The sequence below is a fragment of the Streptomyces sp. NPDC088261 genome (genome assembly GCF_044740805.1).
In the GTDB taxonomy this organism is placed as follows: domain Bacteria; phylum Actinomycetota; class Actinomycetes; order Streptomycetales; family Streptomycetaceae; genus Streptomyces.
Map to the genome: position 1 here is coordinate 222218 of NZ_JBIURL010000009.1, position 26342 is coordinate 248559.

A 26342-nucleotide genomic window follows, 5' to 3' on the forward strand; every position below is an offset into this window, starting at 1 on the left:
AACGTACGGTCGTCGGATGAATCTCTCGATGGCGGTGTACGACATGGCGACCGGCCGCGGGGCGACGACCGACGCGGACCGCGCGTATGTCAGCGCCAGCGTCGTGAAGGTGGGCGTGCTGGCGGCGCTGCTGCTGCGGGCGCAGGACGCGGACCGCTGGCTGACGCCGGAGGAGGAAACGCTCGCTGCCGCGATGATCGAACGCAGCGACAACGACGCGGCGACGGCGCTGCGCACGGCGGCCGGAGGAGTGACGGCCCTGGACGAGGCACACGCGCGGCTGGGCCTGACGCGGACGGTGGGCGCGGCGGCGTGGGGCCTGACACGAACGACCGCGCGCGACCAGCTGACGCTGCTGAGGGCGGTGTTCGACACCGGAACCGTGTCACCGCTGAACGCGAGGTCGCGGCGGTATGTGGCGACCCTGATGGAACGGGTGGTACCGGCCCAGGACTGGGGCATCTCGGCGGCGACCGACGCCACCGGCGACCACGCCCTGAAGAACGGCTGGCTACCGCGAACGGACTCCGGCCTGTGGGTAGTCCACTCGATAGGCCGCGCGGGCGATCGCTTGGTGGCGATCCTGTCGGACGACCACCCCACGCTGGAGGCGGGAATCGAACGGGTGGAGGAGGCGGCGGTGAGGGGGGCGGGGAGGGCGGTTTGAGCGCTGCTCCGGGGGCGGGCGTAGCGGGGCGCGCCGCTGGGGCGCGGGGCGGGCGGGGCCGTGGGGCCGGGTCGGCCAGGCGGGCGGGCGGGGGCTGCGTGGCGCGCCGCTCGGGCTTGGGGCGCGCGCGGGCTCGTCGCGCCGGGGCGGGGGGCGGCTGCCGGCTCGGGGCGACGGATGGAGCGTGCGAGCGGGCTCGGGGCGGTACGCCGGGCCGCCCGGCCACGGCCGCGTGGCGGATCGGGGTCGTACGCCCCCGATCGACACAGGCGACGGGGCACGTGGCCGCGCTCGGCACGTCGGACCAGCGCGCCCGAGACCGCTCCGCGGGGGACCCGAGCGTCCGAGCCGGGTCGGGCTGGTGTACCGAGCCGCCCGGCCATCGGCCGCGTGACAGACCGAGGTCGTACGACCCGACCCCCGGCGCCTGAGCCCACTCGGGGCGGCGCACCAAGTCGCCCGGCTAGGAACGGTCTGACGGGCCCCGGCCGTACGACCTCGCTCAACGCAGTCGACCGAGCTCGCGGCCGCGCCCGGCTCGGCAGACCAGGGCGCCTGAAACCGCGCCGCGCGGCGGAACCGAGCGTCTGAACCGCCTCGTGACGGTGCGCCGAGTCACCCGGCCGCCGACGGCGTGGCGGACCGGGGTCGTACGGCCTCGGTGTCACGCCCGGCACGGCGGACCCGAGCGTCTGAGCCGGCTCAGGGCTATGCGCCAAGTCGTCCGGCCACCGGCGGCACGGCAGACCTGGGTCGTACGGCCCCGCTCAACGCAGCCGACGGGGCGCGTGGCCGCACTCGGCGCGGCAGGTCAGGGCGCCCCAGCCCGCTCCGCGCGGCGGGCCCGGGCGTCCCAGCCGGCTCGGGGCGGTGGACCCGAGCGTTCGACTGGGTGGGGGGCGGTGCGGTGAGTCGCCCGGCCGCAGGCCGCGTGGTGGGTCGGGGCCGTAAGGCCGTTCACGTACGGCCGTTCGTTCCTCGCCGTCAGCGGGGGCGGTCCGGGTGTCTCGTGCCGCTGCCTCGCCACAGCACCACCGCGGCCGCCAGCAGCAGCGCGCCCACTCCCCCGGCGACCGGGGCGAGGCCGACGCCCCGGCCCGGGTCCTCGCGGGGGACGTCAGGGCCCGCGCCGAAGTACTGCTTCTGGTAGCCGGCGGCGGGGCCGCTCTTCGCTTCCGTACCGGACAGCCTCGCGCCGGCCTCGATGGCGGCGGCGGGATCGACGAAGCCGTATCCCTTCGCGTCGTCGCGGCCGTTCGCCGGGGCGTCGCGGGCGGTGTCGGCGAGGAGCTTCTTGATCTGCGCGGGGGTGAGGTCGGGGTGGGCGGAGCGTACGAGTGCCACGGCGCCGGAGACGAACGCGGCGGCGGCGCTGGTGCCCCAGCCTTCGTAGTACTTGCGGTCGGGGTCCGCGATGACGATGTCGACGCCGGGGGCGCTGACGGTGGCGTACCAGCGGCGGGTCGAGAAGGCCGCGTGCGTCCCGAAGCGGTCGACGGCGGCGACGGCGATGACGCCGGGGTAGGCCGCCGGGTACGAGATGTGGTCGCCCTTCTCCCCGCCGTTGCCGGCCGAGGCGACGACGACCGCGCCCTTGCCCAGGGCGTACTGGACGGCGGCGTCCTCCGCCGCTTCGGGGTGGGCGGACTTGCTGTCGTCGCCGAGGGAGAGGTTGATGACGTCGGCCCCGTTGTCGGCGGCCCAGCGGATGCCCTCGGCGAGGGCGCCGCCCTTGGACTTACGGGCCTTCTCGCGGGCCGGGTCGCTCCCTTCGAGGATGACGCGGACGGGCAGGATCCTGGCCTGCGGCGCGATGCCGAGAACGCCCTCGGAGCGGTCGGGGCCGTGGCCGTGGCCGGCGATGATTCCCGCCATGGCGGTGCCGTGCCGGGCCCAGGAGGGGTCGCCCTCGGTCGCGCCGAAGCCGACGAGGTCGCGGCCGGGGAGTACCTGTCCGGACAGGTCGGGGTGGCTGCCGTCGACACCGGTGTCGAGCACGGCGACGGTGACGCCGTTCCCCTGGGAGGTACGCCAGGCCTGATCGGTGTGCAGCGCTTCGAGGGCCCACTGCTGCTCCCGGAGCGAGTCGGCGTGGGCAGGGGTGGCAGGCAGCACGGCGAAGGAGGCGGCGGCAAGGACGACGAGAAGCCGGCGGCGGAGGGGGGACGGGGGGCGGCGGCGTGAGGGGCCGGGGGCAGAGGCGGGGGGTGGCGAGGGGTCGCCGGGCGCGGGGGCGGTGTCGCGGTCCGCGAGGAAGCTCAGCGGGGAGCCGGTCCGCGGGAGCGAGGCCGTGGCCTGGTACGCGCGTGCCGTGCGAGGGCCCCCCGTCCCGGGAGTCGATGGGGCCGCATTCAGATGCGCGCGCGCCATGCGGAGATCTCCCGTTCCCGGCATCGCCGAGGCCGTATCCAGGTGCGCACACGCCGTACGTGGATTCCCCGGGCCGGGCGTCCCTGGAACCGTGTCCGGGTCCGTGCACGCCGCGCGCAGATCCCCCGGGCCGAGCGTCTGCGAGGCCGTATCTAGGTGCACACAGGCCGTGCACGGATCCGTGCCAGGCGACCCCGGGACCGCATCCAGGTGCACGCACGCCGTGCGGGGCCTCCCCGAGGCCGCCGCCAGGTGCGCGCGGGCCGTACGAGGGCCCCCCGTTCCGGGAGTCGGGGAGGCCGTATCCGGGTGCGCGCACGCCATGTACGGATCCCCCGTGCCGAGCGCCCCCGCAGCCGTGGCCGGTTGCGCGCAGGCTGCACGCGAATCCGCCGTTCCCGGCGTCGCTGCGGCCGATTCCAGGTGCGCGCGGGCTGTGCGAGGGCTCCCCGTCCCGGGAGTCGATGGGGCCGTATCCGGGTGCGCGCAGGCCATGCGCGGATCCCCCACGCCAGGCGCCCCCGAAGCCGTACCCGGATACGCGCAGGCTGTACGCCCATCCCACGCGCCAGGCGTCCCCGGGACCGTATCCAGGTGCGCGCGGGACGTAGGCGTATCCCCCGTGCCCGGATGCGCCGCCGCACCGCGCCCGTCGTCGGCGTGAAGTGCCGGGGCCCGGGTCGTACGGGTCGTGGGCGGGGCGCCGGTGGGGGGCGTTGGTCGGGGGGTGTCCTGGGTCGGGGGGTGGGTCATCGGGGGGCCGCCATCGCCGTGGTGGTGGCCGCCCGCCGCAGGCCCTCCTCGATGCGGGTCGCGATCCCCTTCGCCTCGAACCCGAGGCCCGCCTCCGCGGCAGCGGTCGTCGCGCCGGTGACCGTCGCCGCCGAGGCCGGCTGGGGGTCGGTGACCGTACGGCCGTCGGCGAAGCCGGAGACGGCGTAGCCGACGACCGGCACCCCGTCCACGACCTCCAGCGTCCAGGAGGCGCGCTGCCTCTCGCCGAAGCCGGCGGTGGGCGTGCCTTCGACGGAGAAGGTGTGCGGGATGTGATCGGTCCGTTCCGCGAGACGCCGCGTGATGAGGCGGGATTTCAGGGCGGTCATGGCGGGGCGGTCGCCCTCGGTGAAGACCAGCCCGACGGTGGTGAGACTGCTGCCGGTGGAGTCGGCGTACGTGGCACGCAGCACGCGTGTGCAGCCCACCGGGCGCAGCGTCCTGACGAGAGCGGCGGGCAGCGCGTCGGCACAGGTGCCGTCGGGTGCGACGGCGACGCGCGTCCAGGCGCGGTCCGCGCGGCCGGGCCCGGCGCCGTCGCCCTTGAGGGTCCGAGGGAAGAGGGTGTCGACGGGAACGCTGTGCCACAGGGCGCGCGCGGTGGTGTAGGCGTCGGGTACGACGGGTTCGGCCGCGGAGTCCCCGGTCAGCCAGCTGCCGGTGACTGCACCGCCGATGAGTCCGAGGCCGAGCACCACGCAGGCGACAGCGGCGGCCGCCCTGACGGGGGGACGGGACGGGACGGGCCGCAGATGGGTGGTCGTCTCGCTGAGCGACTCGCGCGGGGGCGGGGGTGGGGGCGGCCAGGCGTGGTGGTGGTGCGTGGCGAAGCCCGGGTCCGGGGGTACGGGCCGCAGCCGGACGGTGGTCTCGCCGGGCGCGGGAGCCGTTCCGGGCGCCGCGCTGAAGGGGGCGTGAGGCTCACCGGGGTACGCGGCCCGCCCCTCGCCAGGTGTCGTGCCGTCGGCCCGATGGGGGTGGGGCGCGGCACCCGGCGCATGGGTGGGCCGGGGCGGAATGCGCCCCGGCACGGGCCGCGCCGGCGGTACGGAGCCGCCCACGCGAGGGCCGGGCCCGGTCGCGGGCGGGGCAGCCCCTCGCCGCCCGCTGGGATCAGCCCCTAGCCCGGTGGGATCAGCCCCTCGGCCGGTGGGGGCACCCGCAGTCGCATGGGGAACAGCCCCAGACACGCCGTGTCCAGCCCCCGTCGCGGTCGGAACGCCTCCAGACGCGCTGGGTGCAGCCCCCGTCGGAGCGGAATCAACCCCAACCGGACCACCCCCGATACCCCCACCAAAACCCGAATCCCCGCCCCGCCCCGCCCCACGACCACCGCCGACCGGTGAAGCCCCGGCCACCTGCCCCCGGTCACCGAGAACAGGAGGCGGCCCGCCCGCCCGGGACCGCTCGGTCCGCGAGAGCCGGCTGTCCATCCCCCCGGAAGCCACCCCGGACACGGCCCCGGACGCCCCCGGGGCACCCGTAACCCCAAGCCGTCCCGATCCCTGCCCCCCAACCGGCCGCCGGTCGCCCAAGGACGCAGCCGCCCCACCCGGCGACCGCACGCCGCCGGGCCCGGAAAAGCCGCCGTCCGCAGCCGGGGCTCCCCCCGAACCCGCAGGCGGTCCGGACACCTGACCCGCGCCCGCCTGCGGGCCGGACCGTCCGGCTCCGCCGGGGTGGGAAGTGCGACCGTCCGTGGCGGGGCGGGGGGCCCGACCCGTAGGCGGTATGGGCCCTTGGCCGCCCGATGGCCGTGCCCCGTTGGAGGGCGGCTGGCCGACGTCCCATGTCGTCCGGGGGGTGGGGGGCTCAGGGGTGTTCGGAGGCTGGGTCGTCGTCCGTGGCGTGGGGGCGTTTTCCGCTGGGGTGGTGGGTGATTCGGCTGGTCCTGGGGCCGTGGCCCGCGTCGCCGACCCGGGGACCTCGGCCCGCGTCGGCGGGCCGTCGGTGGGGCGCGTCGGCGGTGGCGGTGGCGGTGGTATCCGGGGCGGGTTCGCGGGCGGCGGGGCGTGGGGTGGGCGCGGTGGTACGGGGGCGCGTTGTGCCTCGGTGCTCATCCGGCCCCCATGTCCTCTTCCGGTGCGCGGCTGGTCGCATGCCGATCGGCCTTGCGGGACAGGCCCGTTCATCGCCGCGTGGGCGTCACTCTACGGGCTGGCGCGGGCCCGGCGGGAACAGGAACGCGGGCCGGGGGGACGTCGGGGAGGTTCTGCCCAGAACATCCCCCCTACCGATCGGTAATCCGGTCTGGCAAGCTCTGCGCATGAATCCGCGCGCCACTGACCGGGCCCGGTACGACCGGGCCACCGCCCCTCTCGACGCGCCGCTCGCGCTCGTCGATCTCGCCGCGTTCGACGCCAACGCCGACGACCTCGTCCGCCGCGCGGGCGGCAAGTCCCTCAGGGTCGCGAGCAAGTCGGTGCGCTGCCGGGCGCTGCTCGAACGGGTGCTGGCCAGGGACGGCTTCGCGGGGATCATGTCGTTCACGCTCGCCGAATCGCTGTGGCTGGCCCGCGCCGGGTTCGAGGACGTCCTCCTCGCCTACCCGTCCGCCGACCGCGCCTCGTACGCGCGGCTCGCCGCCGACCCCAAGCTCGCCGCCGCCGTCACCGTGATGATCGACGACCCGGCCCACCTGGAACTCATCGACGCGGCCCGCGACGGCGGCACCGAGGAGATCCGGGTCTGCCTCGAACTGGACACCTCCCTGCGGATGCTGGGCGGCCGCGTCCGGATCGGCGCCCTCCGCTCGCCGCTTCGCGAGCCCGCCCAGCTGGCCGAGCTGGCCAGGTCCGTCGTGCGCCGGCCGGGCTTCCGGCTGGTCGGGCTGATGGCGTACGAAGGTCATGTGGCCGGCGTCGGCGACTCCGTGGCCGGACGGCCGTTCCGCTCCCGGGCGGTACGGCTCATGCAGTCCGCCGCCCGCAAGGAACTGGCCGGGCGCCGCGCCGCCGTGGTGCGCGCGGTCCGGACCGTCGCGCCGGACCTGGAGTTCGTCAACGGCGGCGGCACCGGCAGTGTGCAGCACACCGCCGCCGAGGACGCGGTCACCGAGATCGCCGCGGGGTCGGGCCTCTACCAGCCGCGGCTCTTCGACAACTACACCTCGTTCAGCGGCCGTCCGGCCGCCCTGTTCGCCCTGCCGGTCGTCCGCAGGCCCGGCGTCGGCGTGGTGACCGTCCTCGGCGGCGGCTACCCCGCGTCCGGCGCGCCGGGCCGGGACCGGCTGCCCGTCCCGTACCTGCCGGAAGGGTTGCGGTACGACGCACAGGAAGGCCCCGGCGAGGTGCAGACCCCGCTCCTCGGCTCCGCCGCCGACGATCTGCTGATCGGCGACAAGGTGTGGTTCCGGCACGCGAAGGCCGGTGAACTCTGCGAGCGCTTCGACACGTTGCACCTGGTGGAGGACGACCGGGTGGTCGCGAGCGTGCCCACGTACCGCGGCGAAGGGCTCACCTTCCTCTGACACGAAGGCGGGCCGGTCCCGGGGCTACGGGGCCGGCCCTCCCCCGCTACACCGGCGTCACGTACGCCCCCGCGATCCCTCCGTCCACCAGGAAGTCCGACGCGTTCACGAACGACGAGTCGTCGCTCGCCAGGAACGCGACCGCCGCCGCGATCTCGTCCGCCTCGGCGAACCGGCCCAGCGGGATGTGCACCAGGCGGCGCGCCGCCCGCTCGGGGTCCTTCGCGAACAGCTCCTGGAGCAGCGGGGTGTTGACGGGCCCCGGGCACAGGGCGTTGACGCGGATCCCCTCGCGGGCGAACTGCACGCCCAGTTCACGGGACATCGCCAGCACGCCGCCCTTGGACGCGGTGTACGAGATCTGCGAGGTCGCCGCGCCCATCCGGGCCACGAACGACGCGGTGTTGATGATCGAGCCCTTCCCCTGGCGCCGCATGTAGGGGATCGCGGCCTTGCAACACAGGTACACGGACGTCAGGTTGACCTCCTGCACCCGCCGCCAGGCGTCGAGGCCCGTGGTGAGGATCGAGTCGTCCTCCGGCGGCGAGATACCCGCGTTGTTGAAGGCGACGTCGACGCTGCCGTACGTCTCGTACGCCGTCCTGAACAGCGCCTCCACCTGGTCGGCGTCGGTGACGTCGACCCGTACGAACGTGCCGCCCGCCTGCTCGGCGGCGGCTTTGCCCGCCGTCTCGTCGATGTCGCCGCAGACGATGTGCGCGCCCTCGGAGGCCAGGCGGCGCGCGGTGGCGAGGCCGATGCCGCTGCCGGCTCCGGTGATGACGGCGGTACGGCCGATCAGGCGCCGGCAGACGGGCGCTTCGCTCGGGGCGCTCAGGGCGGCGCTCTGGGGGTCGGTCATGGTGGGCTCAGGCCTCCGTGCTGATGAAGACGTTCTTGGTTTCCGTGAAGGCCGCGAGGGCGTCGGGGCCCAGTTCGCGGCCGAGTCCGGACTGCTTGTAGCCGCCGAACGGCGTCCCGTAACGGACGCTGCTGTGGGAGTTGACCGACAGGTTGCCCGCCGCGACGGCCCGCGAGACGCGCAGGGCGCGGCCCACGTCCCGGGTCCAGATGGACCCGGCGAGGCCGTAGTCCGTGGCGTTGGCCAGCCGGACGGCGTCCTCCTCGTCGTCGAAGGGCAGGACGACGGCGACCGGTCCGAAGACCTCGTCCGTCGCGACCGGGGAGCCGGCGTCCTGGTCGGTGAGGACGGTCGGCGGGAACCAGAAGCCGGGCCCGTCCGGCGCGTTGCCCCGGATGCCCGCGGCGCCTTCGGGGACGTACGACCGTACGCGCTCCAGTTGGACCGCCGAGATCAGCGGGCCCATCTGGGTCTTCTCGTCGGAGGGGTCGCCGACGACGACCGACTCGACGGCGGGGGCGAGGAGTTCGAGGAACCGCTCGTGGACCTCCCGCTGGACGAGGATGCGGGTACGGGCGCAGCAGTCCTGGCCGCTGTTGTCGAGGAACGCCATCGGGGCGGTGGCGGCCGCGAGGGCGAGATCGGAGTCGGCGAAGACGATGTTCGGGCTCTTGCCGCCGAGTTCGAGGGTCACGCGCTTCACCAGGCCGGCGCTCCTGGCCATGATCTGCTTGCCGATCCGGGTGGATCCGGTGAACACGATCTTGGCGACGCCCGGGTGTTCGACCAGCGCGTTGCCCGCGACGGGGCCCGCGCCGGGCAGGACTTGGAAGAGATGCTCGGGAAGGCCCGCCTCCAGGGCGAGTTCGGCCAGGCGCAGCGCGGTGAGCGGGGTGGTCTCCGCGGGTTTGAGCAGGACGGCGTTGCCGGCCGCGAGAGCCGGGGCGGTGCCCCAGGCGGCGATCGGCATCGGGAAGTTCCAGGGGGCGATGACGCCGACCACGCCGAGGGGTTCGAGGAGGGTGATGTCGAGGCCGCCGGCGACCGGAATCTGACGGCCCGTCAGTCGTTCGACTCCTCCGGCGGAGTAGTCGAGGAGGTCGCGGACGTTGCCGGCCTCCCAGCGGGCGTTGCCAAGGGTGTGGCCGGCCTCGGTGACCTCCAGGAGGGCCAGTTCCTCGGTGTGGGCGTCGACGGCGGCGGCGAAGCGGCGCAGCAGCCGCGCGCGGTCGGCGGGGGCGGCGGCGGCCCAGCGGGCCTGCGCGACGGTGGCCCGTACGACGGCGGTGTCGACCTGCTCCAGGGTGGTCGCCGCCACGGTGGTCACGAGCTCGCCGGTGGCGGGGTTGAGGATCCGGTGTTCGGTGGGGTGGGGTGGGTGGTCGCCGGGGTGGGGCCGATCCTCGGTGGAGTGGGGCCGGTCCTCGGCGGGGTGCAGCTCGGGCACGTCGTTCCTCACAGGCGTTCGAAGGAGCGGCGCAGCTCCCAGTCGGTCACCGCGGCGTCGTAGGCCTCGACCTCGACCCGCGCCATGTTGCGGTAGTGGGCGACGACCTCGTCACCGAAGGCCGCCCGGGCGATGGGGCTGTTCTCCCACAGCTCGGCGGCCTCGCGCAGGGAGGTCGGGACGCGCGCGTAGTCGGCGGTGTAGGCGTTCCCGGTGCACGCCTCGGGCAGGTCCAGCTCGTGCTCGATGCCGTACAGCCCGGCGGCGACGAGCCCCGCGACGGCGAGGTAGGGGTTGACGTCCCCGCCCGGCAGCCGGTTCTCGAAGCGCAGGGAGCGGCCGTGGCCGACGACCCGCAGCGCGCAGGTGCGGTTGTCGGGGCCCCAGGCGACGGCGGTGGGGGCGAAGGATCCGGGCTGGAAACGTTTGTACGAGTTGATGTTCGGCGCGTACAGCAGGGAGAAGTCACGCAGCGCGGCGAGCTGACCCGCGAGGAAGTGCCGCATGACGTCCGACATCCCGCCGGGTCCGTCCCCGGCCATGGCGTTGGCGCCGTGCTCGTCCTGGAGCGAGAGGTGGATGTGGCAGGAGTTGCCCTCGCGCTCGTCGTACTTGGCCATGAACGTCAGCGAGACGCCCTCCTGCGAGGCGATCTCCTTGGCGCCGGTCTTGTAGACGGCGTGCTGGTCGCAGGTGACTAGGGCTTCGTCGTACCTGAACACGATCTCGTGCTGGCCCGGGTTGCACTCCCCCTTGGCCGACTCCACGACCAGCCCGGCGGCCGTCATGTCGTTGCGGATACGGCGCAGCAGCGGCTCGATCCGGCCGGTGCCGAGGACCGAGTAGTCGATGTTGTACTGGTTGGCGGGGGTCAGGCCCTTGTACCCGCTCTCCCAGGCCTGCTCGTAGGTGTCCTTGAAGACGATGAACTCCAGCTCCGTGCCGGCGTGCGCCGTGAGGCCGCGCTCGGCCAGGCGCTCCAGCTGCCGGCGGAGGATCTGGCGGGGCGCGGCGACGACGGGGGAGCCGTCGTTCCAGGCGAGGTCGGCGAGGAGCATCGCCGTACCGTCGTTCCAGGGGACGCGGCGCAGGGTGGAGACGTCGGGACGCATCGCGAAGTCGCCGTAGCCGCGGTCCCAGGAGGACATCGCGTAGCCGTCGACGGTGTTCATCTCCGTGTCGACGGCGAGGAGGTAGTTGCAGCCCTCGGTGCCGTGCTCCAGGACCTCGTCGAGGAAGAAGGGCGCGGCGAACCGCTTGCCCTGGAGCCGCCCCTGCATGTCGGGGAAGGCCAGGACCACGGTGTCGATCTGACCGTTCTCGACCAGGACGCGCAGTTCCTCGACGCTCAGCGGGGGTGTGCGGTCTGCCACGGGATGGAGCCTCCTTCGGTCAGCCGGAAGCCATAAGGTATTCCTGGAGACCATTGATTGGGAAGGGGAAACGGCGACGTGGCGAAGAAGAACGAGCCGATGGACCCGTTGGAGCCACGGTCCGAACCGGCGTCCGAACGGACGTCGGAGCCGGCGTCGGAACTGGAGCCGGAGCCGGGGTCCGGCCCGGCGGTCCCCGAACCCGATGCCGGTCCCGGTCCCGCGATCCCGGACTCGCTGGCCCCGGTCCTGCGGCCCGTGCGGGCCGGCAACGGTTTCGAGGAGGCCCTGGAGCAGATCCTCCAGGTCGTCCGGCTCGGCCTGGTGGCGGCCGGTGAACGGCTGCCCGCCGAGCGGGAGTTGGCGGACCGGCTGCGGATCAGCCGGGTCACGCTGCGTGAGGTGCTGAAGGTGCTCCAGGACCAGGGCCTGGTGGAGAGCCGCCGGGGCCGGTACGGCGGTACGTTCGTACGCTCCCGGCCCGACACCCCGGCGGGCGGCGCCGAGGAGGAGCTGCGGCGGCGGGTGGCCGGGGTGGACATCGAGGACGTCCTGCGCTTCCGCGAGGTGCTGGAGGTGGGCGCGGCCGGGCTCTGCGCGGCGCACGGGCTGGACGGGGAGCGGGCGGAGCGGCTGCGCGCGGCGCTCGCGGCGACGCACGACGCCCCGCTGGCGGAGTACCGCAGGCAGGACACCCTGCTGCACCTGACGCTGGCCGAGCTGTCCGGGTCGCCGACGCTGACCGCGCAGTACGCGGCCGTCCGGGCGACGGTCAACGACCTGCTGGACTGCATCCCGCTGCTCGTACGGAACTTGGAGCACTCGCAGCGGCAGCACACGGCGCTGGTGGGGGCGGTGCTCGACGGGGACGCGGACGGCGCGCGCGAGATGACGCGCGAGCACTGCGCGGGGACGGCGGCGCTGCTGCGGGGGTTCCTGGCGTGAGCGGCGGGCGCCTGAGGCGGCGTGACCGGCCGCCGTTGCCCGTCACCGCCGAGAAGTAACAGCGTGTTGACGCGGGGGTCTTGCGCGGGCCCGCGCGGCCCGCAATGGTATGGCCTCACACCTTTGCCCCTCACTCCCGTGCCCCGCACCCCCTCATACCTTTGCCCCCTTCTTCGCCCTTCATCCGGCACCACCGAGGCAGGAGCTGCTCATGAGCGACGGCACCGACTCGCGCGTCCCCACCACCCCGGCCGATTCCGTCCCCGGCCCCGGTCAGGGCCCCGGCCCCGGATCCGGTCACGCCCCCGGCGCCGAGGACGCCGACTACCTGCGCCGCCGTACGCTGCGCCGAGGCAGCGCCGGCTGGCTGCTCCTCACCGGCCTCGGAGTCGCGTACGTCGTCTCCGGGGACTTCTCCGGCTGGAACCTGGGCCTCGCCGAGGGCGGCTTCGGCGGTCTCGCCCTCGCCACCCTCTTGATGGGCGTGATGTACGCCTGTCTCGTCTTCTCCCTCGCCGAACTGTCCGCCATCCTGCCCACGGCGGGCGGCGGTTACGGCTTCGCGCGGCGCGCGCTCGGCACCTGGGGCGGCTTCCTCACCGGTACGGCGATCCTCATCGAGTACATCCTGGCGCCCGCCGCGATCGCCCTCTTCATCGGTGACTACGTCGAATCGCTCGGCCTCTTCGGGCTGACCTCCGACTGGCCGGTCTACCTCGCCTGCTTCGTGATCTTCATCGGCATCCACCTGTGGGGCGTCGGCGAGGCCCTGCGCTTCAGCCTGGTGGTGACGGCCGTCGCCGTCGCGGCGCTGCTGATCTTCGCCGTCGGCGCGTTCACCGAGTTCGACACCGGGGGCCTGAACGACATCCCCGTCGACCAGGACGCCTTCGGGTCGGGCTCCTGGCTGCCGTTCGGCCTCCTGGGCATCTGGTCGGCGTTCCCGTTCGGCATGTGGTTCTTCCTGGGGGTGGAAGGGGTGCCGCTGGCCGCCGAGGAGGCCAAGGACCCGGTGCGTTCGATGCCGAAGGCCCTGTCGATCTCCATGGCGGTACTGGCGCTGCTCGCCCTGATCACCTTCTTCGCCGCGACCGGCGCGCGCGGCTCGGCCGCCGTGGCGGAGGCGGGCAATCCGCTGGTGGTGGCGCTCCAGGGCGACGGGGAGCCGACCGCGCTCAGCCGGTTCGTGAACTACGCGGGGCTGGCCGGTCTGGTGGCGTCGTTCTTCTCGCTCATCTACGCCGGTTCCCGGCAGCTGTTCGCGCTCTCCCGGGCGGGCTACCTGCCCCGGTTCCTGTCGCTCACCAGCCGCCGCAAGGCGCCGTATCTCGGTCTTCTCATCCCCGGCGCGATCGGCTTCGCGCTCGCGGCGGGCAGCGGGGACGGCGGGCGGATGCTGAACGTGGCGGTGTTCGGCGCGACCATCTCGTACGCCCTCATGGCGCTCTCGCACCTCGTGCTGCGCCGCCGCGAGCCGGGCCTGCCCCGGCCGTACCGCACTCCCGGCGGGACGCTCACCTCCGGCACGGCGTTCGTGCTGGCCCTGTCGGCGCTGGTCGCGACGTTCCTGGTGGACAAGGACGCGGCCTTCATCGCGCTGGGCGTGTACGCGGTCGCCCTCGCCTACTTCACCTTCTACAGTCGGCACCGGCTGGTCGCGGCGGCGCCGGAGGAGGAGTTCGCGGCGCTGGCCGAGGCGGAGGCGGAACTGGAACGGGGCTGACGCGGCCGGGCCGGCGGCGCCTGCGACCACAGCCACCCGAACCGACGCGACACCAGCGCGGGGAGTTGCCCAGCCCCCCAAGCCCCCCGGAGCCCCGCAGAACCCCGCAGAACCCTACGGAGACCCATGGAGGACCGACCACCCATGAAGCCGCTCATCGGCGTCAGCACCTACCTGGAGGACTCCGCGCGGTGGGGCGTCTGGGATCTGCCCGCCGCCCTGCTGCCCGTCGGCTATCCGGGGCTCGTCCAGCGCGCGGGCGGCCTCGCCGTGATGCTGCCGCCCGACGACCCGGCCTCGGCGGAGTCCGTGGTGGCCCGGCTGGACGGGCTGGTGATCGCGGGTGGGCCCGACGTGGAGCCCGTACGGTACGGCGCCGAGCCGCACCCCCTCACCGGGCCGCCGGCCCGGGAACGGGACGCGTGGGAACTGGCCCTGATCGAAGCGGCGTTGGCGTCCGGGACGCCGCTGCTGGGCATCTGCCGGGGCATGCAACTGCTGAACGTCGCCGTCGGCGGCACCCTCGTCCAGCACCTGGAGGGACACACGTCGACGGTCGCCGGCCGCTTCGGCGCGCACGCGGTGACGCCGGTGCCGGGCACGCTGTACGCGTCCCTCGTCCCGGAGGAGACGACCGTACCCGCACAGCACCACCAGTCGGTGGACCGGCTCGGCGACGGCCTGACGGTCTCCGCGTTCGCACCCGACGGCACGGTCGAGGCGGTCGAACTGGCGCCGCCCCACTGGGCACTGGGGGTGCAGTGGCACCCGGAGATGGCGGAGGACACCCGGGTCATGGCGGCCCTGGTACGAGCGGCGGCGGGCAACGACACCTGAGCACGGGGGCGCGCCTGACGCGTGCGCGTGCGCGCGGGACCACCCACCGCCAAGCGCCGCCCACCCGACCGGCGCGTCAGGGCCCCCTTGCCGTACGACGGCCCCCGGCGCCCCCGCACGTCGGACCACCCCGGGCCGGGGCCCCGCACCCCGCCGGACGGCCCGTCAGAGCGACAGGTCGATCACGGCACCCGGCCAGGTCGGTCAGGACGCCCGCCCCCACACGGCCCAGGGCGCGTCAAGGCACCCACCCCGTCAGAGTGCTCACCGCTCGCGACGGCACCCAGCTCCTAACGGCCTCCGACGCCTCGGAGCTCACGGCCCGTCAGCACCCGCCCCGTGACAGCGGCCGCCCCCTCGCGGCACCCGGCGCGGTACAGCGCCCGGCGCGTCAGGACACCTGCCCCGGCACGTCAGGGCGCCCGGCCCGTCACGGCACCCGCCCCCCTCACGGCCAACGGCCCCTCCGGCCCCCCTCACTGCTCCCGTCGCGTCAGCCCCAGCAGATCGCGCGCCGGGCCCGTGGGCCGTGGCCCCGCCGGCCAGACCGCGCGGAGTTCGCGGTGGAGGTCGAGGCCGGTGACCGGGACGGCGATCAGGCGGCGGGACGTCAGTTCCTCCGCGACCGCGAGGTCGCTCAGTACGCACGGCCCCGCCCCGCCCATCACGGCGGCCTTGAGCGCGGTCGTGGACGCCAGTTCCAGCAGGGGCTCGGCGGGACCTCCGTACGGGGCGAGGGCGGCGTCCAGCACTTGGCGGTTGCCGGAGCCCGGTTCCCGCAGGATCAGGCCGGTGGCGGCGAGTTCGGCGGGGTCGAGCGGGGCGCGGCGGCGGGCCCAGGGGTGGCCCGGTGCCGCGACCACGACCAGCCGATCGTGCCCGATGACGGTGGCGTCGAGCCCCGCCGGTACGGCCGGGCCCTCCACGAAGCCGAGGTCCGCCTCGTGGGCGAGGACGCGCGCGGCGACGCTGTCCGAGTTGCCCGCGTACAGGGAGACGGCCGTGCCGGGACGGGCCCGGTGCAGCGCGATCAGCCAGCCCGGCAGCAGGTACTCCGCGATGGTCATGCTGGCGGCGACCCGCAACCGCGAGTCGACACGCGCCCGCAGCGCCTGCGCGCCCGCGTCGAACGCCTCCGCCGACTCCACGACCCGCCGGGCCCACTCCGTGACAAGGATCCCCGCGTCGGTGAGCCGGGACCCGCGCGGCGAGCGGTCCAGCAGCGCCACCCCGAGCTGCCGTTCCATGGCCTGGACGCGGCCGCTGGCGGCGGGCTGGCTGATCCCCGTCTCCCGCGCCGCGCGGCCGAGACTGCCCAGCCGGGCGACGGCGAGCAGCAGCTCCAGCGCGCCGAGATCCGGCACGCGGTGCGCGAGGGAACGCCGACCAGGCCCTTCCACGTCGCTCACAGGGTCACTTCCACGTCGGTCATAGGGTCAGCTTATGACCTCATAGGGACAAAGGGGCTGGTGGGGCCACCGCCCCCGCCCCAGGGTGAGGACATGGCCACCCTCGCCCACCCCCTCGTCCGTCCCCCTGCCGCCGCCAAAGTCCCCGCGCTGCGGCACGTCGGACCCGCCTGGTACGCGACCGTCATGGGCACGGCCGTCGTGGCGAGCGCGGGTGCCGCCCTCCCCCTGCGGATACCGGGCCTGCGGACCGCCGCCACGGCGGTGTGGGCGCTGTCGGTGGTGCTGCTCGCCGCCGTCCTGGCCGCCCGCGCCACGCGCTGGGCGCGCCACCGCGACGCGGCCCGCGCCGATCTCCTGGACCCGGCGGTGGCGCCCTTCTACGGATGCCTGCCCATGGCGCTGCTGGCCGTGGGCGGCGCCACCCTCGCCGTGGGGGGTGACGTACTCGGGCAGCGAGCCGCCGTACTCGTGGACGGGGTCCTGTTCGGCGCGGGAACGGTCCTCGGACTGGCGGTCGCCGTGACGCTCCCGTACCTGATGGTCGTACGGCACCGTCCGACCCTCGCGGACGTGTCGCCGGTCTGGCTGCTCCAGGTGGTCCCGCCCCTGGTCGCGGCGGGGGCCGGGGCCGGGCTGGTGCCGCACCTGCCGGCCGGGCAGGGCCGGGAGGCGCTGCTGCTGGGCTGTTACGCGATGTTCGGGCTGAGCCTGCTCGCCACGCTCGCCCTGCTGCCCCTGATCGTCGGCCGGCTGACGCTGCACGGCCCGCTGCCGCTCACGCTGACGCCCGCCGTGTTCCTGGTGCTCGGCCCGCTCGGCCAGTCGACCACGGCGGTGGGCCGCCTCGCGGACGCGGCGCCGACGGCGGTCGGCGGCTCCCTCGCGCCGGCGCTCGGCGCGTTCGCGGTGGTGTACGGCGTGCCCGTGATGGGGTTCGCCCTGCTGTGGCTGGCGCTGTCCGCCGCGTCGGTGGTACGGGCGCTGCGGCGCGGAATGCCGTTCTCGCTGGGCTGGTGGGCGTTCACGTTCCCCATCGGCACCTGTGTGACCGGCGCGGAGGCGCTGGCGCACCGCACAGGGCTGGCGGCCTTCCAGTGGCTCGCGGCGGGCCTGTTCGCCCTGCTGGTGTCGGCCTGGGTCACGGTCTTCGCGGGCACGGTACGGGGGCTGCTCGGCGGAGCGCTGCCCGCAGGGCCTCCCGCGCCCCGGCCAGGGACGGCCCGTACCAGGTGAGGAAACGCCCGTCGACCAGCGCGGCGGGCAGCCCGGGGAACGCCTCGGGGCCGTCGTCGGCGGTGAAGCGGTACGGCTCGTCGGGCAGCACCACCAGATCGGCGCCGGACGCACGCAGCTCGTCCAGGGGGATGCGCGGATAGCGCTCGGGGTGGTCCGCGTAGACGTTCCGTACGCCGAGCCGGGCCAGCAGGTCCCCGGCGAAGGTGTCGCGCCCGAGGACCATCCAGGGACGCCGCCAGATCGGGATGACGGCGGTGCGCGGGCGGTACGGGTACGGGGGCGGCGCGGCCCACGCGGCCCGCGCGTCGTCCAGCCAGCGGGGCGGCGCCGCGAGCCCGCACCCGGTCACCAGGACCCGTTCCAGCTCCCCGAAGGCCTGGTCCAGGGTCCTGACCTCGGTGACCATGACGTCGAGCCCGGCGGCGCGCAGGGCGGCCAGGTCGGGGGCGCGGTTCTCCTCCTCGTTGGCGACGACCAGGTCGGGGCGGAGCGCCACGACGGACGCGACGTCGGGGTTCTTGGTGCCGCCGATCCGGACGACGTCGAGGCCGGCCGGGCGCGCGCACCAGTCCGTGGCGCCCACCAGCAGACCGGGGGCGCTGACCGCGACCGCCTCGGTGAGGGAGGGGACGAGCGAGACGACCCGGCGTACGGACCGGGGCGAGGCTGTCCGGCGTACGGACCGGGGAGAGACGGCCCGGGGTACGGACGGAAGAGAGGTCGCGGGCGGCCGCACCGGCCCGGAAGACGTCACCGCCGGTGTCAGCGCGGCGGGTCGACGGTCGCGTCGATGTGTTCCGCGACAGCGACGACGAGGATGCGGGTGCCCGGCTCCGTGGCGCGCCAGCGGTGCCGTACCCCACCGGACAGATAAAGCGTGTCGCCGCGCTCCAGGCGGTACGCGCGGCCCTCGGCCTCGACCTCCGCCGCGCCGTCGGCGATGTACATCACCTCGTCGTTGCGGTGCTGGTACTCGCGCCCCGTGTCCTGCTCGCCGGTGTACTCCTTGGCGTGCAGCTGATGCCCGCCGCGCGCCACCCGGCGGACCCCCGGGCCGCCGTCGCCGGCCCGGACGACGTCGACCGTCCGCGCGGAGTCGGCCGCCGCGTGCAGCTTGGGGATCGTCGTCTCCAGGGCGTCGGCCACCCGCTCCAGGGAGCGCGTGCTCGGCCTGGCGCGTTCGTTCTCGATCTGGCTCAGGAAGGGCACGGACAACCCGCTGCGGGCCGCGACCGCCGCCAGCGTCAGGCCCAGCGACCTACGCCTCCTGCGGACGGCGGCGCCCACCCTGAGCGCTTCCTTGTCGTCCATAGTCTGGGCTCCCTCCCGACCGGACCGTCATCCTCTCAGAGTTGACGCCGGTACAAGGGCTGTCCCGGAGGTTCCCCCTCTCGCTCCATGATGCGCGCGTCCGGCGGAAGGCGGTACCGGTACGGCGCGACAGCGGTCCCGGGACGGGCCCCGGGCCCCGGACACCTCCGCGCGCGGGATCATCGCTGTCAGTGCCATGCGGCATCATCGGGGACGTGACGCGACGCCTGATGCTCCTCGACACCGCCTCCCTCTACTTCCGCGCCTATTTCGGGGTCCCCGACTCCGTACGCGCCCCGGACGGCACCCCGGTCAACGCGGTGAAGGGGCTGCTGGACTTCATCGCCCGCCTGGTCCAGGACCACCATCCGGACGACCTGGTGGCGTGCATGGACGCGGACTGGCGCCCCCAGTGGCGGGTCGACCTGATCCCGTCGTACAAGGCACACCGCGTGGCCGAGGCGCACGCGGAGGGGCCCGACGAGGAGGAGACCCCCGACACCCTGGCACCGCAGGTGCCGGTGATCGAGGAGGTGCTCGACGCGCTGGGCATCGCCCGGGTCGGCGTGGCGGGGTACGAGGCGGACGACGTGATCGGCACCCTCTCGACCCGGGCCACCGGTCCCGTGGACATCGTCACCGGGGACCGCGACCTCTACCAGCTGATCGACGACGCCCGGGGCGTCCGTGTGCTGTATCCCCTCAAGGGCGTCGGTTCGCTGCATCTCACGGACGAGGCGGCGCTGCGCGAGAAGTACGGGGTGGACGGGGCGGGTTATGTGGATCTCGCCCTCCTGCGCGGCGACCCGAGCGACGGGCTGCCGGGCGTGCCCGGCATCGGCGAGAAGACGGCGGCCAAGCTGATCGACGCGTACGGCGACCTGGCGGGCATCATGGCGGCCGTCGCCGACCCCCGGTCGAAGCTCACCCCGTCGCAGCGCAAGCGGCTCGACGAGGCCCGGGAGTACGTGGCGGTGGCCCCGGTCGTCGTACGGGTCGCGCGGGACGTGCCCCTGCCGGACTTCGACCCCGTCCTGCCCACCGAGCCGCTGCATCCGGAGGCGCTGGACGAGCTGGCCGAGCGGTGGGGGCTGGGGGGCGCGCTGCGGCGGCTTCTCCTGGCGCTCCAGCGCTGAGGTGTTAGCTTAGGTAAGCCTAAGCAACGAACAGTCGGGGAGACCGCCATGGCAGAACAGCCCGCCCGCAGGACACCGAAGGCACGTGAGGCACAGGTGGTGCGCACCGAGTGGATCACTCCCCACATGGTGCGCCTCGTCCTGGGCGGTGACGGGCTGGACGGCCTGGACCTCGGGGAGTTCACCGACCACTACATCAAGGTGCTGTTCGCCCCGGCGGGGGTGACGTACCCGGAACCGTTCGACCTGGAGCGCATCCGGGAGGAGTTCCCGCGCGAACAGTGGCCGACGACCCGTACGTACACCGTCCGCGCCTGGGACCCGGCGGCCCGTGAGCTGAGCGTCGACTTCGTGGTGCACGGCGACGAGGGGCTGGCCGGGCCGTGGGCGGCGCGGGCCCGGGTGGGCGAGACGATGCGCTTCCTCGGCCCCGGTGGCGGGTACGTGCCGGACCCGGCGGCGGACTGGCACCTGCTGGCCGGTGACGAGAGCGCCCTGCCGGCGATCGCCGCCGCGCTGGAGCGGGCCCCGGCGGGCGCGACCGTGCACGCCTTCGTGGAGATCTCGGGTCCCGGGGAGGAGCAGAAGATCGCGACGCCCGACGGGTTCGAGGTCCGCTGGCTGCACCGCGGGGACCGGCCGGTGGGCGAGGCGCTGGTGGCCGCCGTACGGGCGCTGGACTTCCCCGCCGGGGACGTGCAGGCGTTTGTGCACGGCGAGGCGGGCTTCGTGAAGGAGCTGCGCCGCCATCTGCGGCTGGAGCGGGGGATCCCGCGCGAGCGGCTGTCCATCTCGGGGTACTGGCGGCTCGGCCAGAGCGACGAGGCGTGGCGGGCGGCCAAGCGGGAGTGGAACGAGCAGGTGGAGCGGGAGCAGGAAAGCGCGTCCTGAGCGAACCGGGCGTCGCAGGCCGCGACTTGGGCGCCCGGCCACCCCGGCGCCCGGGCAGTCCCGCGGGCCCGCCACCCCGGCCGGCACCCCGCCACCCCGGCCCGCACTTCGGCACTTCCGCGCCGCGATCCGCCTCCGCGATCCGCGCCACGACCCGCCTCCGCGTCACGCGGGAAGAGAAATTCGACGAAAGTGGCCCCCGGACCAATCCGCCGGGGCCACCGCTCCGAACCCTCGTCGAACAACCGCCCGGACGCATCGTGGAGGACGCCGCGTGAAGGAAGCAGTACACATCGGCGGACCCGCCTCGGCGGGGCCCGACCTTCAGGAGTTGCTGGGGCAGGTCGCCCGGGGCGACCAGGAGGCGTTCTCCCGCGTGTACGACCAGGTCTGCGGGCCCGTCCTCGGTCTCGTGCGCTCCGTCCTGCGCGATCCGGCCCAGTCCGAGGAGGTCGCCCAGGAAGTACTGCTGGAGGTCTGGCGTACCGCCCCCCGCTTCCGCCCCGCCCGGGGCTCCGCCATGACCTGGGTGCTGACCCTCGCCCACCGCAGGGCGGTGGACCGGGTGCGCTCCGCCCAGGCGTCCAGCGACCGCGAGCACCGGGCCGCGCTGTTGGACAGGACCCCGGCCTACGACGAGGTCGTCGAGCAGGTGGAGGCCGGCCTCGAACGTGAACAGGTGCGCCGCTGCCTGCGTACTCTCACCGAACTCCAGCGCCAGTCGGTGACGCTGGCGTACTACCAGGGGCTCGCCTACCGCGAGGTGGCCGAACTGCTGTCCGTACCGCTGGGCACGGTCAAGACCCGGCTGCGCGACGGACTGATCCGCCTGCGCGACTGCTTGGGGGTGAGCGCATGACCACCGCGGATCTGCACACGCTGACCGGCGCCTACGCGCTGCACGCGCTGGAGGGCGACGAGGAGGCCGCGTTCGAACGGCATCTGGAGGTCTGTCCCGCGTGTGCCCAGGAGGTACGGGAACTGGCCGCCACGGCGGCCCGGTTGGGCAGGGCCGTGACGGTGGTCCCGCCGCCCGCGCTCAAGGAGCAGGTGCTGCGCCGCATCGCCGCCGAACGCCAGGACCCGCCCAAGGTCGCCCCCACCCGGGGCGGCGGGGGCGGCGGCGTGGCCCGCGGGCGTGCGCTGTCCCGCTTCGTCCTGGCCGCGTGCCTGGCCGCCGCCGTCGGGTTCGGCGGGATCGCGGTGTGGCAGCACCAGGAGGCGCGGGACGCCCGGCAGCGGGCCGAGGCGACCGAGGCCCGCTCCCAGCAGCGGTCCGAGGAGCTGGCGGCCATACTCGCCGCCCCGGACGCCAAGGTCAGCACGGGAAGGCTGACGGACGGCGCGACCGGCACGGTCGTGGTCTCCCGCGACCGGGACCGGGCCGCCTTCATCGCGTCGGGGCTGCCGAGGACACCCGCCGGGAAGGTCTACCAGCTCTGGTACGACGACGGCGGAAAGATGCGCGCCGCGGGCCTGTTGCACCCGTCGGCGGGCTCCGATGCGGTACTGATGGCGGGGTCGGTCGGATCGGCCTCCGGGATGGGGATCACGGTGGAACCGACCGGCGGATCGGTGGCACCCACCACCGACCCCCTGGCCGTGATGGCCTTCCCGAGCGTGTAAGGACGCACGTCCATGAGTGTTGCGGTGGTGCTCTTCACCTCCGACCTGCGGGTGCACGACCAGCCGGTGCTCCGCGCCGCCCTGAGCGGCGCGGACCAGGTGGTGCCCCTGTTCGTACGGGACGAGGGGGTACGGGCGGCGGGCTTCGACGCGCCCAACCGGCTGGCCTTCCTCGCCGACTGCCTGGCCTCCCTGGACGCCGGCCTGCGTCAACGCGGCGGCCGGCTGGTCGTCCGTACGGGCGACTCCGTCGACCAGGTGTGCCGGGTGGTCCGGGAGTCCGGCGCCCGGCGGGTCCATGTCGCGGCGGGGGTGAGCCGGTACGCGACGGCGCGCGAGGAGCGGTTGCGTACGGCGCTGCGGGGCATGGGGTGCGCGCTGGACGTGCGGGAGGCCGTCATCACGGCCCTGCCGCCCGGCCAGATCACCCCGGCGGGCGGTGACGCGTTCGCCGTCTTCACCCCGTACTTCCGCCGCTGGTCGGAGACGCGCCTGCGCGAGGTGCTGGCCGCGCCCAGGACCGTACGGGTCCCGGACGTCGTCGCGAGCGATCCGCTGCCGCGCCGCGCGGACGCCGGCCGGGTCTCCCCCGGCGTCCCGGAGGGCGGCGAGAGCGTGGCGCGCAAGCGGCTCACGGCATGGCTGGCCGACGGGATCGAGGCGTACGAGGACCGTCACGACGACCTGCCGGGCGACGCCACGTCCCGGCTCTCGCCCTACCTGCACTTCGGCTGCCTCTCCCCGGTGGAGGCGGTCCACCGGGCCCGGGAGAAGCGGGGCGCGGGCGCCGAGGCGTTCGTACGACAGCTGGCCTGGCGGGACTTCCACCACCAGGTGCTCGCGGCCCGCCCCGAGGTGTCGTGGACGGACTACCGCCCGCGCGGGGACCACTGGCGTTCGGACCGGGAGGAGATCGCCGCCTGGCGGGAGGGCCGTACGGGATACCCGGTCGTGGACGCGGCCATGCGCCAACTGACCCACGAGGGCTGGATGCACAACCGGGGGCGCCTGCTGGTGGCGAGCTTCCTGACCAAGACCCTCTACGTGGACTGGCGCGTCGGCGCCCGCCACTTCCTGGACCTGCTGGTGGACGGCGACCTGGCGAACAACCAGCTGAACTGGCAGTGGTCGGCGGGCACGGGCACGGACACCCGACCGGGCCGGGTCCTCAACCCCGTCACCCAGGCGGCCCGGTTCGACCCGAAGGGCGACTATGTCCGCCGCTGGATCCCGGAGCTGGCGACCGTCCCCGGCAACGCGGTCCACCGCCCCTGGCTCCTCCCGCCCCCGGACCGCGCCCAACTCCCCTACCCACCCCCCATCGTGGACCTCGCGGAGGCCCGCGACCGCTTCGCCCGCTCACGGGGGTAGCGGGCGGAGGCGCGGGGCGCCCGGCGCGGCCTCCCGGCCCGCCGGGCGCCCCGCGCCGTACATCAGCCCCGCCCCGCACCCCCGCGTGGGGGCCGGGGGAAGAAGCCGCTGGTTCTGGCGCGGTATGCGGCGTAGCCGGGGCGGTCGGCCATGTGGCGTTCCAGGAGGCGTTTTCCGCTGCCGTTGATCAGCAGGTAGCTCATTACCAGCGGGCCGGCCACCGTCGCCGCGGCCGCCGCGGGGTTGTCGCAGACGAAGAGGAACAGGCCCCACCAGACGCAGAAGTCGCCGAAGTAGTTGGGGTGGCGGGTCCAGCTCCACAGGCCGCGGTCCATGAGGCGGCCCCGGTGGGCGGGGTCGGACTTGAAGCGGGCCAGCTGGTGGTCGCCCACCGCCTCGAAGAACACGCCGGTCAGCCAGAGGACCGCTCCCGCGTACGCGACCGGGCCGACCGGGCCCCGTACGTACTGCGCGGCCTGCACCGGCAGCGACACCAGCACGACCAGGGCGCCCTGGAGGAGGTAGACCATCCGCAGGGCGTAGAGGTTCCGGTGCCCGGGGGCCTTGGCGAGCATCTTCTCGTACCGCTCGTCCTCCCCGTGGCCCCGGCCGCGCGCCGCGATGTGGGCCGCCAGGCGCAGCCCCCAGACCACGGTCAGTACGGTCACGGCCAGCCGCCGCGCGTCGTCCCCGTCCCCCGCCGACGCGGCGTACGAGACGACCGCGACGGCGGCGAAGGCGAGGCCCCAGGCGACGTCGACGATCCGGTGCAGGCCCTTGACCACGGCGATCGCGAAGGTCACCAGCATGACGGCGAGGGCGGCGGCCGCCGCGTACCCGACGCCCCGGCCGAACTCCGCCCACGGATAACCGCCGTTCACGCGGAGTCCCCCGGCCTGGTCAGCACCATCTGCTGCACATCCAGATAGCCGGAGCGGAAGCCCGCCTCGGAGTAGGCCAGGTAGAACGTCCACATCCGCCGGAACGTCTCGTCGAAGCCCAACGCCTCGACCCGCTCGGCCTGTTCGGTGAAGCGTTCGCGCCAGAGCCGGAGCGTCTGCTCGTAGTGCGGTCCGAAGCCGTCCCGGTCGGTGACCCGCAGGCCGGTGTGTCCGGCGGTGATCTCCTCGATCGCCTCGACCGACGGCAGGAAGCCGCCGGGGAAGATGTACTTCTGGATCCAGGTGAAGGTGTCCCGGGTCGCGAGCATGCGGTCGTGCGGCATGGTGATCGCCTGGAGGGCGATCCGTCCGCCCGGCGCCAGCAGCCGGTCCAGCGTCCGGAAGTACTCCGGCCAGAACTCCGCGCCCACCGCCTCGATCATCTCCACGCTGACCACCGCGTCGAACGTGCCCATCACCCGCCGGTAGTCCCGCAGGAGGACGGTGACGTTCTCCTCGTACCCCGCCGCCCTGATCCGCGCCTCGGCGAGGTCCCGCTGCTCCTCCGAGAGGGTCACGGTGATCACGCGCGCGCCGCGCTCGGCCGCCCGGATCGCCAGCTCGCCCCAGCCGGTGCCGATCTCCAGCAGCTGGGTGCCCAGTCCGACGCCGGCCCCGTCCAGCAGCCGATCGATCTTGCGGCGCTGGGCGGCGGCCAGCAGGGACCGGTCGGCGGGGAAGCTGCGGAAGAGGGCGGAGGAGTACGACAGGGTGTCGTCCAGGAACAGCGCGAAGAGGTCGTTCGACAGGTCGTAGTGCCGGCTGATGTTGTCGCGCGAGCCGTCGGGGGTGTTGCGCTGGGCGGCCGGCTGCCTCGACGCCCAGACGGAGCGCAGCCGTTGGAGCGGCGCGGGGATCAAGTACGCCGCCCGCTCGGCCAGTACGGTGAGCGCCCCGACCAGGTCCGGTGCCTCCCACTCCCCCGCCATGTACGACTCGCCGAAGCCGATCAGTCCGTGGGCGCCGATCCGGCGGAAGAACGCCGCCGGATCCCGTACCTCCACCAGCGGGCCGCCCAGCCCGAGCGTCTCCGTGGGGCCGAGCCGTACGCGCAGGGGCAGTTGACCGAAGGTGCGGCGGAGGATCCGTTCCGCGACGGCGGTACGGATCCGCGAGGTACGGGGCGTGCGGGCCACGTCGGGCCAGCGGTGCTCGTCCACGGCGCGTGACGCCCGGTCCGGCGAGGTGGTGGCCGGAGCCGGCCCTGACGAAGACGACGCTGACGAAGATGACGAGGTCATTGAGGACAGACTCACTTCACGCCCTCCTGGGCACGGTGATGGGGACGGGGACGCACGGGCAGCCCGCGCAGGTAGAGCCGGATGCCGTGCAGACGGATCGCGGCGGAGACGACCGCGGTGGACCACGGGTGGCGCACCGCGAGGCGCAGCAGCGCCGGGACGGTGGCGGGGCGGCGCTCGCCGTGCACGGTCGCGGTGAACGGCCGCCCGCCGGAACGGTTCAGATGGACCGTCAGGCTCAGCCGGCCGTCCGGCTCCGGCAGCCGCATGGAGTAGCCGCCGTCGACGGGGAAGAACGGCGAGACGTACAGCTCCTTGGCGACGTCGGCGCGCCCCTCGGCGTCCGGACGCAGCAGATAGCAGTGCCGTTCGCCGTACGTGTTGTGCACCTCGGCCACCACACAGCGCAGTTCGCCGCCGGGGCCGTGGCACCAGTAGAGGCTCAGCGGGTTGAAGACGTACCCGAGGACCCGCGCGTGGGCGAGCATCGTCACCCGCCCGCCGGCCAGTTCGATCCCCTGCGCGGCGAGGAACGCCTCCAGTCCGGCGCGGATCGTCGGGCGGCTGCCGCCGAAGTGGTCGCGGCTGTCGAAGCGGGCGAGCGGGCGCAACACCCGTGGCAGGAGGGGCGGATGGTCCGGGTCGATCAGCCACATGTACGTGCGGTGGCGCAGCGCGTAGCGGCGGGGCGCGGTCCGTACATGGCTGAT

General features: G+C 74.4%; 22 protein-coding genes. 11 read left to right on the top strand and 11 right to left on the bottom strand.

What is annotated here, in order from left to right:
• Positions 1-16: 16 nt before the first annotated feature.
• A complete protein-coding gene (locus tag ACIODU_RS19710) occupies positions 17-667 on the top strand; it encodes a serine hydrolase (RefSeq protein WP_401769064.1) in 651 nt (216 codons plus the stop codon).
• A 984-nt stretch (positions 668-1651) separates the two neighbouring features.
• On the opposite strand, the gene mycP is transcribed toward ACIODU_RS19710, so the two are convergent.
• Both mycP and ACIODU_RS19720 read right to left on the bottom strand, forming a co-directional pair.
• Entirely contained in the window at positions 1652-2782 is a 1131-nt protein-coding gene (gene mycP, locus ACIODU_RS19715; protein ID WP_401769065.1) for a type VII secretion-associated serine protease mycosin, read from the bottom strand.
• Positions 2783-3786: 1004 nt separating this feature from the next.
• Entirely contained in the window at positions 3787-4842 is a 1056-nt protein-coding gene (locus tag ACIODU_RS19720) for a hypothetical protein (RefSeq protein ID WP_401769067.1), read from the bottom strand.
• A 1235-nt stretch (positions 4843-6077) separates the two neighbouring features.
• On the opposite strand from ACIODU_RS19720, the gene ACIODU_RS19725 reads away from it, so the two are divergent.
• Positions 6078-7280 carry an amino acid deaminase/aldolase gene (locus ACIODU_RS19725; RefSeq protein ID WP_356424925.1) on the top strand — a complete coding sequence of 401 codons (1203 nt, stop codon included), beginning with the start codon at positions 6078-6080 and terminating at the stop codon, positions 7278-7280.
• A 46-nt stretch (positions 7281-7326) separates the two neighbouring features.
• On the opposite strand, the gene ACIODU_RS19730 is transcribed toward ACIODU_RS19725, so the two are convergent.
• The 3 genes from ACIODU_RS19730 to ACIODU_RS19740 form a co-directional block, all read right to left on the bottom strand.
• Positions 7327-8142: a 3-oxoacyl-ACP reductase gene (locus tag ACIODU_RS19730; RefSeq protein ID WP_356424928.1), complete on the bottom strand. Its 816-nt coding sequence runs from the start codon at positions 8140-8142 to the stop codon at positions 7327-7329.
• Positions 8143-8149: 7 nt separating this feature from the next.
• Entirely contained in the window at positions 8150-9496 is a 1347-nt protein-coding gene (locus ACIODU_RS19735) for an aldehyde dehydrogenase family protein (RefSeq protein WP_401769168.1), read from the bottom strand.
• Positions 9497-9597: 101 nt separating this feature from the next.
• The gene (locus ACIODU_RS19740; protein WP_356424931.1) at positions 9598-10962 is read right to left on the bottom strand and encodes a glutamine synthetase family protein; all 1365 of its coding nucleotides are present in this window, start codon (positions 10960-10962) and stop codon (positions 9598-9600) included.
• 78 nt (positions 10963-11040) lie between these two features.
• Here ACIODU_RS19740 and ACIODU_RS19745 point away from each other — a divergent pair, with 78 nt between their 5' ends.
• The 3 genes from ACIODU_RS19745 to ACIODU_RS19755 all read left to right on the top strand — a co-directional run bounded on the left by ACIODU_RS19745 (position 11041) and on the right by ACIODU_RS19755 (position 14467).
• Positions 11041-11907 carry a FadR/GntR family transcriptional regulator gene (locus ACIODU_RS19745; protein WP_401769069.1) on the top strand — a complete coding sequence of 289 codons (867 nt, stop codon included), beginning with the start codon at positions 11041-11043 and terminating at the stop codon, positions 11905-11907.
• A gap of 211 nt (positions 11908-12118) precedes the next feature.
• Positions 12119-13630: an ethanolamine permease gene (eat, locus tag ACIODU_RS19750; protein WP_401769070.1), complete on the top strand. Its 1512-nt coding sequence runs from the start codon at positions 12119-12121 to the stop codon at positions 13628-13630.
• A gap of 144 nt (positions 13631-13774) precedes the next feature.
• Positions 13775-14467 (top strand): gamma-glutamyl-gamma-aminobutyrate hydrolase family protein, encoded by a 693-nt coding sequence (locus ACIODU_RS19755; protein ID WP_401769072.1) that lies wholly within the window; start codon positions 13775-13777, stop codon positions 14465-14467.
• Positions 14468-14943: 476 nt separating this feature from the next.
• Here ACIODU_RS19755 and ACIODU_RS19760 read toward each other — a convergent pair whose 3' ends face one another.
• Positions 14944-15876, bottom strand: a complete 933-nt coding sequence (locus ACIODU_RS19760; RefSeq protein ID WP_401769073.1) for a LysR family transcriptional regulator — start codon at positions 15874-15876, stop codon at positions 14944-14946.
• A gap of 93 nt (positions 15877-15969) precedes the next feature.
• On the opposite strand from ACIODU_RS19760, the gene ACIODU_RS19765 reads away from it, so the two are divergent.
• Entirely contained in the window at positions 15970-17112 is a 1143-nt protein-coding gene (locus tag ACIODU_RS19765) for a TDT family transporter (RefSeq protein WP_401769074.1), read from the top strand.
• Here ACIODU_RS19765 and ACIODU_RS19770 read toward each other — a convergent pair.
• Both ACIODU_RS19770 and ACIODU_RS19775 read right to left on the bottom strand, forming a co-directional pair.
• A complete protein-coding gene (locus ACIODU_RS19770) occupies positions 17018-17704 on the bottom strand; it encodes a helical backbone metal receptor (RefSeq protein WP_401769170.1) in 687 nt (228 codons plus the stop codon). The genes ACIODU_RS19765 and ACIODU_RS19770 overlap by 95 nt on opposite strands.
• A 173-nt stretch (positions 17705-17877) precedes the next feature.
• Positions 17878-18426: a helix-turn-helix domain-containing protein gene (locus tag ACIODU_RS19775; protein WP_161312802.1), complete on the bottom strand. Its 549-nt coding sequence runs from the start codon at positions 18424-18426 to the stop codon at positions 17878-17880.
• 230 nt (positions 18427-18656) lie between these two features.
• Between ACIODU_RS19775 and ACIODU_RS19780 the strand changes: the two genes are divergently transcribed.
• From ACIODU_RS19780 to ACIODU_RS19800, 5 genes are all read left to right on the top strand, one after another.
• Positions 18657-19562 (top strand): 5'-3' exonuclease H3TH domain-containing protein, encoded by a 906-nt coding sequence (locus tag ACIODU_RS19780; RefSeq protein ID WP_401769172.1) that lies wholly within the window; start codon positions 18657-18659, stop codon positions 19560-19562.
• Positions 19563-19610: 48 nt separating this feature from the next.
• Positions 19611-20453, top strand: a complete 843-nt coding sequence (locus tag ACIODU_RS19785) for a siderophore-interacting protein (protein WP_401769076.1) — start codon at positions 19611-19613, stop codon at positions 20451-20453.
• A gap of 274 nt (positions 20454-20727) precedes the next feature.
• Positions 20728-21312 carry a sigma-70 family RNA polymerase sigma factor gene (locus tag ACIODU_RS19790; protein ID WP_327237426.1) on the top strand — a complete coding sequence of 195 codons (585 nt, stop codon included), beginning with the start codon at positions 20728-20730 and terminating at the stop codon, positions 21310-21312.
• Entirely contained in the window at positions 21309-22079 is a 771-nt protein-coding gene (locus tag ACIODU_RS19795) for an anti-sigma factor domain-containing protein (RefSeq protein ID WP_401769078.1), read from the top strand. The genes ACIODU_RS19790 and ACIODU_RS19795 overlap by 4 nt, the downstream gene beginning before the upstream one ends.
• 12 nt (positions 22080-22091) lie before the next feature.
• On the top strand, positions 22092-23450 hold the full coding sequence (locus ACIODU_RS19800; RefSeq protein ID WP_401769080.1) for a cryptochrome/photolyase family protein: 1359 nt from the start codon (positions 22092-22094) through the stop codon (positions 23448-23450).
• Positions 23451-23512: 62 nt separating this feature from the next.
• Here the strand turns inward: ACIODU_RS19800 and ACIODU_RS19805 are convergent, their stop codons facing one another.
• Genes ACIODU_RS19805 through ACIODU_RS19815 form a run of 3 tightly spaced genes read right to left on the bottom strand, consistent with a single transcriptional unit; the run spans position 23513 to position 26342 of the window.
• Positions 23513-24331 carry a DUF1295 domain-containing protein gene (locus ACIODU_RS19805; RefSeq protein ID WP_356424953.1) on the bottom strand — a complete coding sequence of 273 codons (819 nt, stop codon included), beginning with the start codon at positions 24329-24331 and terminating at the stop codon, positions 23513-23515.
• Positions 24328-25632: a class I SAM-dependent methyltransferase gene (locus tag ACIODU_RS19810; protein WP_401769083.1), complete on the bottom strand. Its 1305-nt coding sequence runs from the start codon at positions 25630-25632 to the stop codon at positions 24328-24330. The genes ACIODU_RS19805 and ACIODU_RS19810 overlap by 4 nt, the downstream gene beginning before the upstream one ends.
• An 11-nt stretch (positions 25633-25643) precedes the next feature.
• Complete coding sequence (locus tag ACIODU_RS19815) at positions 25644-26342, bottom strand: DUF1365 domain-containing protein (RefSeq protein WP_401769174.1); 699 nt, start codon at positions 26340-26342, stop codon at positions 25644-25646.

Bases quoted from the DNA above. Each gene is read 5' to 3' on its own strand.
- ACIODU_RS19775 (WP_161312802.1), bottom strand. From the start codon at position 18,426: ATGGACGACAAGGAAGCGCTCAGGGTGGGCGCCGCCGTCCGCAGGAGG.
- ACIODU_RS19730 (WP_356424928.1), bottom strand. From the start codon at position 8,142: ATGACCGACCCCCAGAGCGCCGCCCTGAGCGCCCCGAGCGAAGCGCCC.
- ACIODU_RS19785 (WP_401769076.1), top strand. From the start codon at position 19,611: ATGGCAGAACAGCCCGCCCGCAGGACACCGAAGGCACGTGAGGCACAG.
- ACIODU_RS19725 (WP_356424925.1), top strand. From the start codon at position 6,078: ATGAATCCGCGCGCCACTGACCGGGCCCGGTACGACCGGGCCACCGCC.
- ACIODU_RS19780 (WP_401769172.1), top strand. From the start codon at position 18,657: ATGCTCCTCGACACCGCCTCCCTCTACTTCCGCGCCTATTTCGGGGTC.
- ACIODU_RS19800 (WP_401769080.1), top strand. From the start codon at position 22,092: ATGAGTGTTGCGGTGGTGCTCTTCACCTCCGACCTGCGGGTGCACGAC.
- eat (WP_401769070.1), top strand. From the start codon at position 12,119: ATGAGCGACGGCACCGACTCGCGCGTCCCCACCACCCCGGCCGATTCC.
- ACIODU_RS19710 (WP_401769064.1), top strand. From the start codon at position 17: ATGAATCTCTCGATGGCGGTGTACGACATGGCGACCGGCCGCGGGGCG.
- ACIODU_RS19795 (WP_401769078.1), top strand. From the start codon at position 21,309: ATGACCACCGCGGATCTGCACACGCTGACCGGCGCCTACGCGCTGCAC.
- ACIODU_RS19765 (WP_401769074.1), top strand. From the start codon at position 15,970: ATGGCCACCCTCGCCCACCCCCTCGTCCGTCCCCCTGCCGCCGCCAAA.
- ACIODU_RS19810 (WP_401769083.1), bottom strand. From the start codon at position 25,632: ATGACCTCGTCATCTTCGTCAGCGTCGTCTTCGTCAGGGCCGGCTCCG.
- ACIODU_RS19755 (WP_401769072.1), top strand. From the start codon at position 13,775: ATGAAGCCGCTCATCGGCGTCAGCACCTACCTGGAGGACTCCGCGCGG.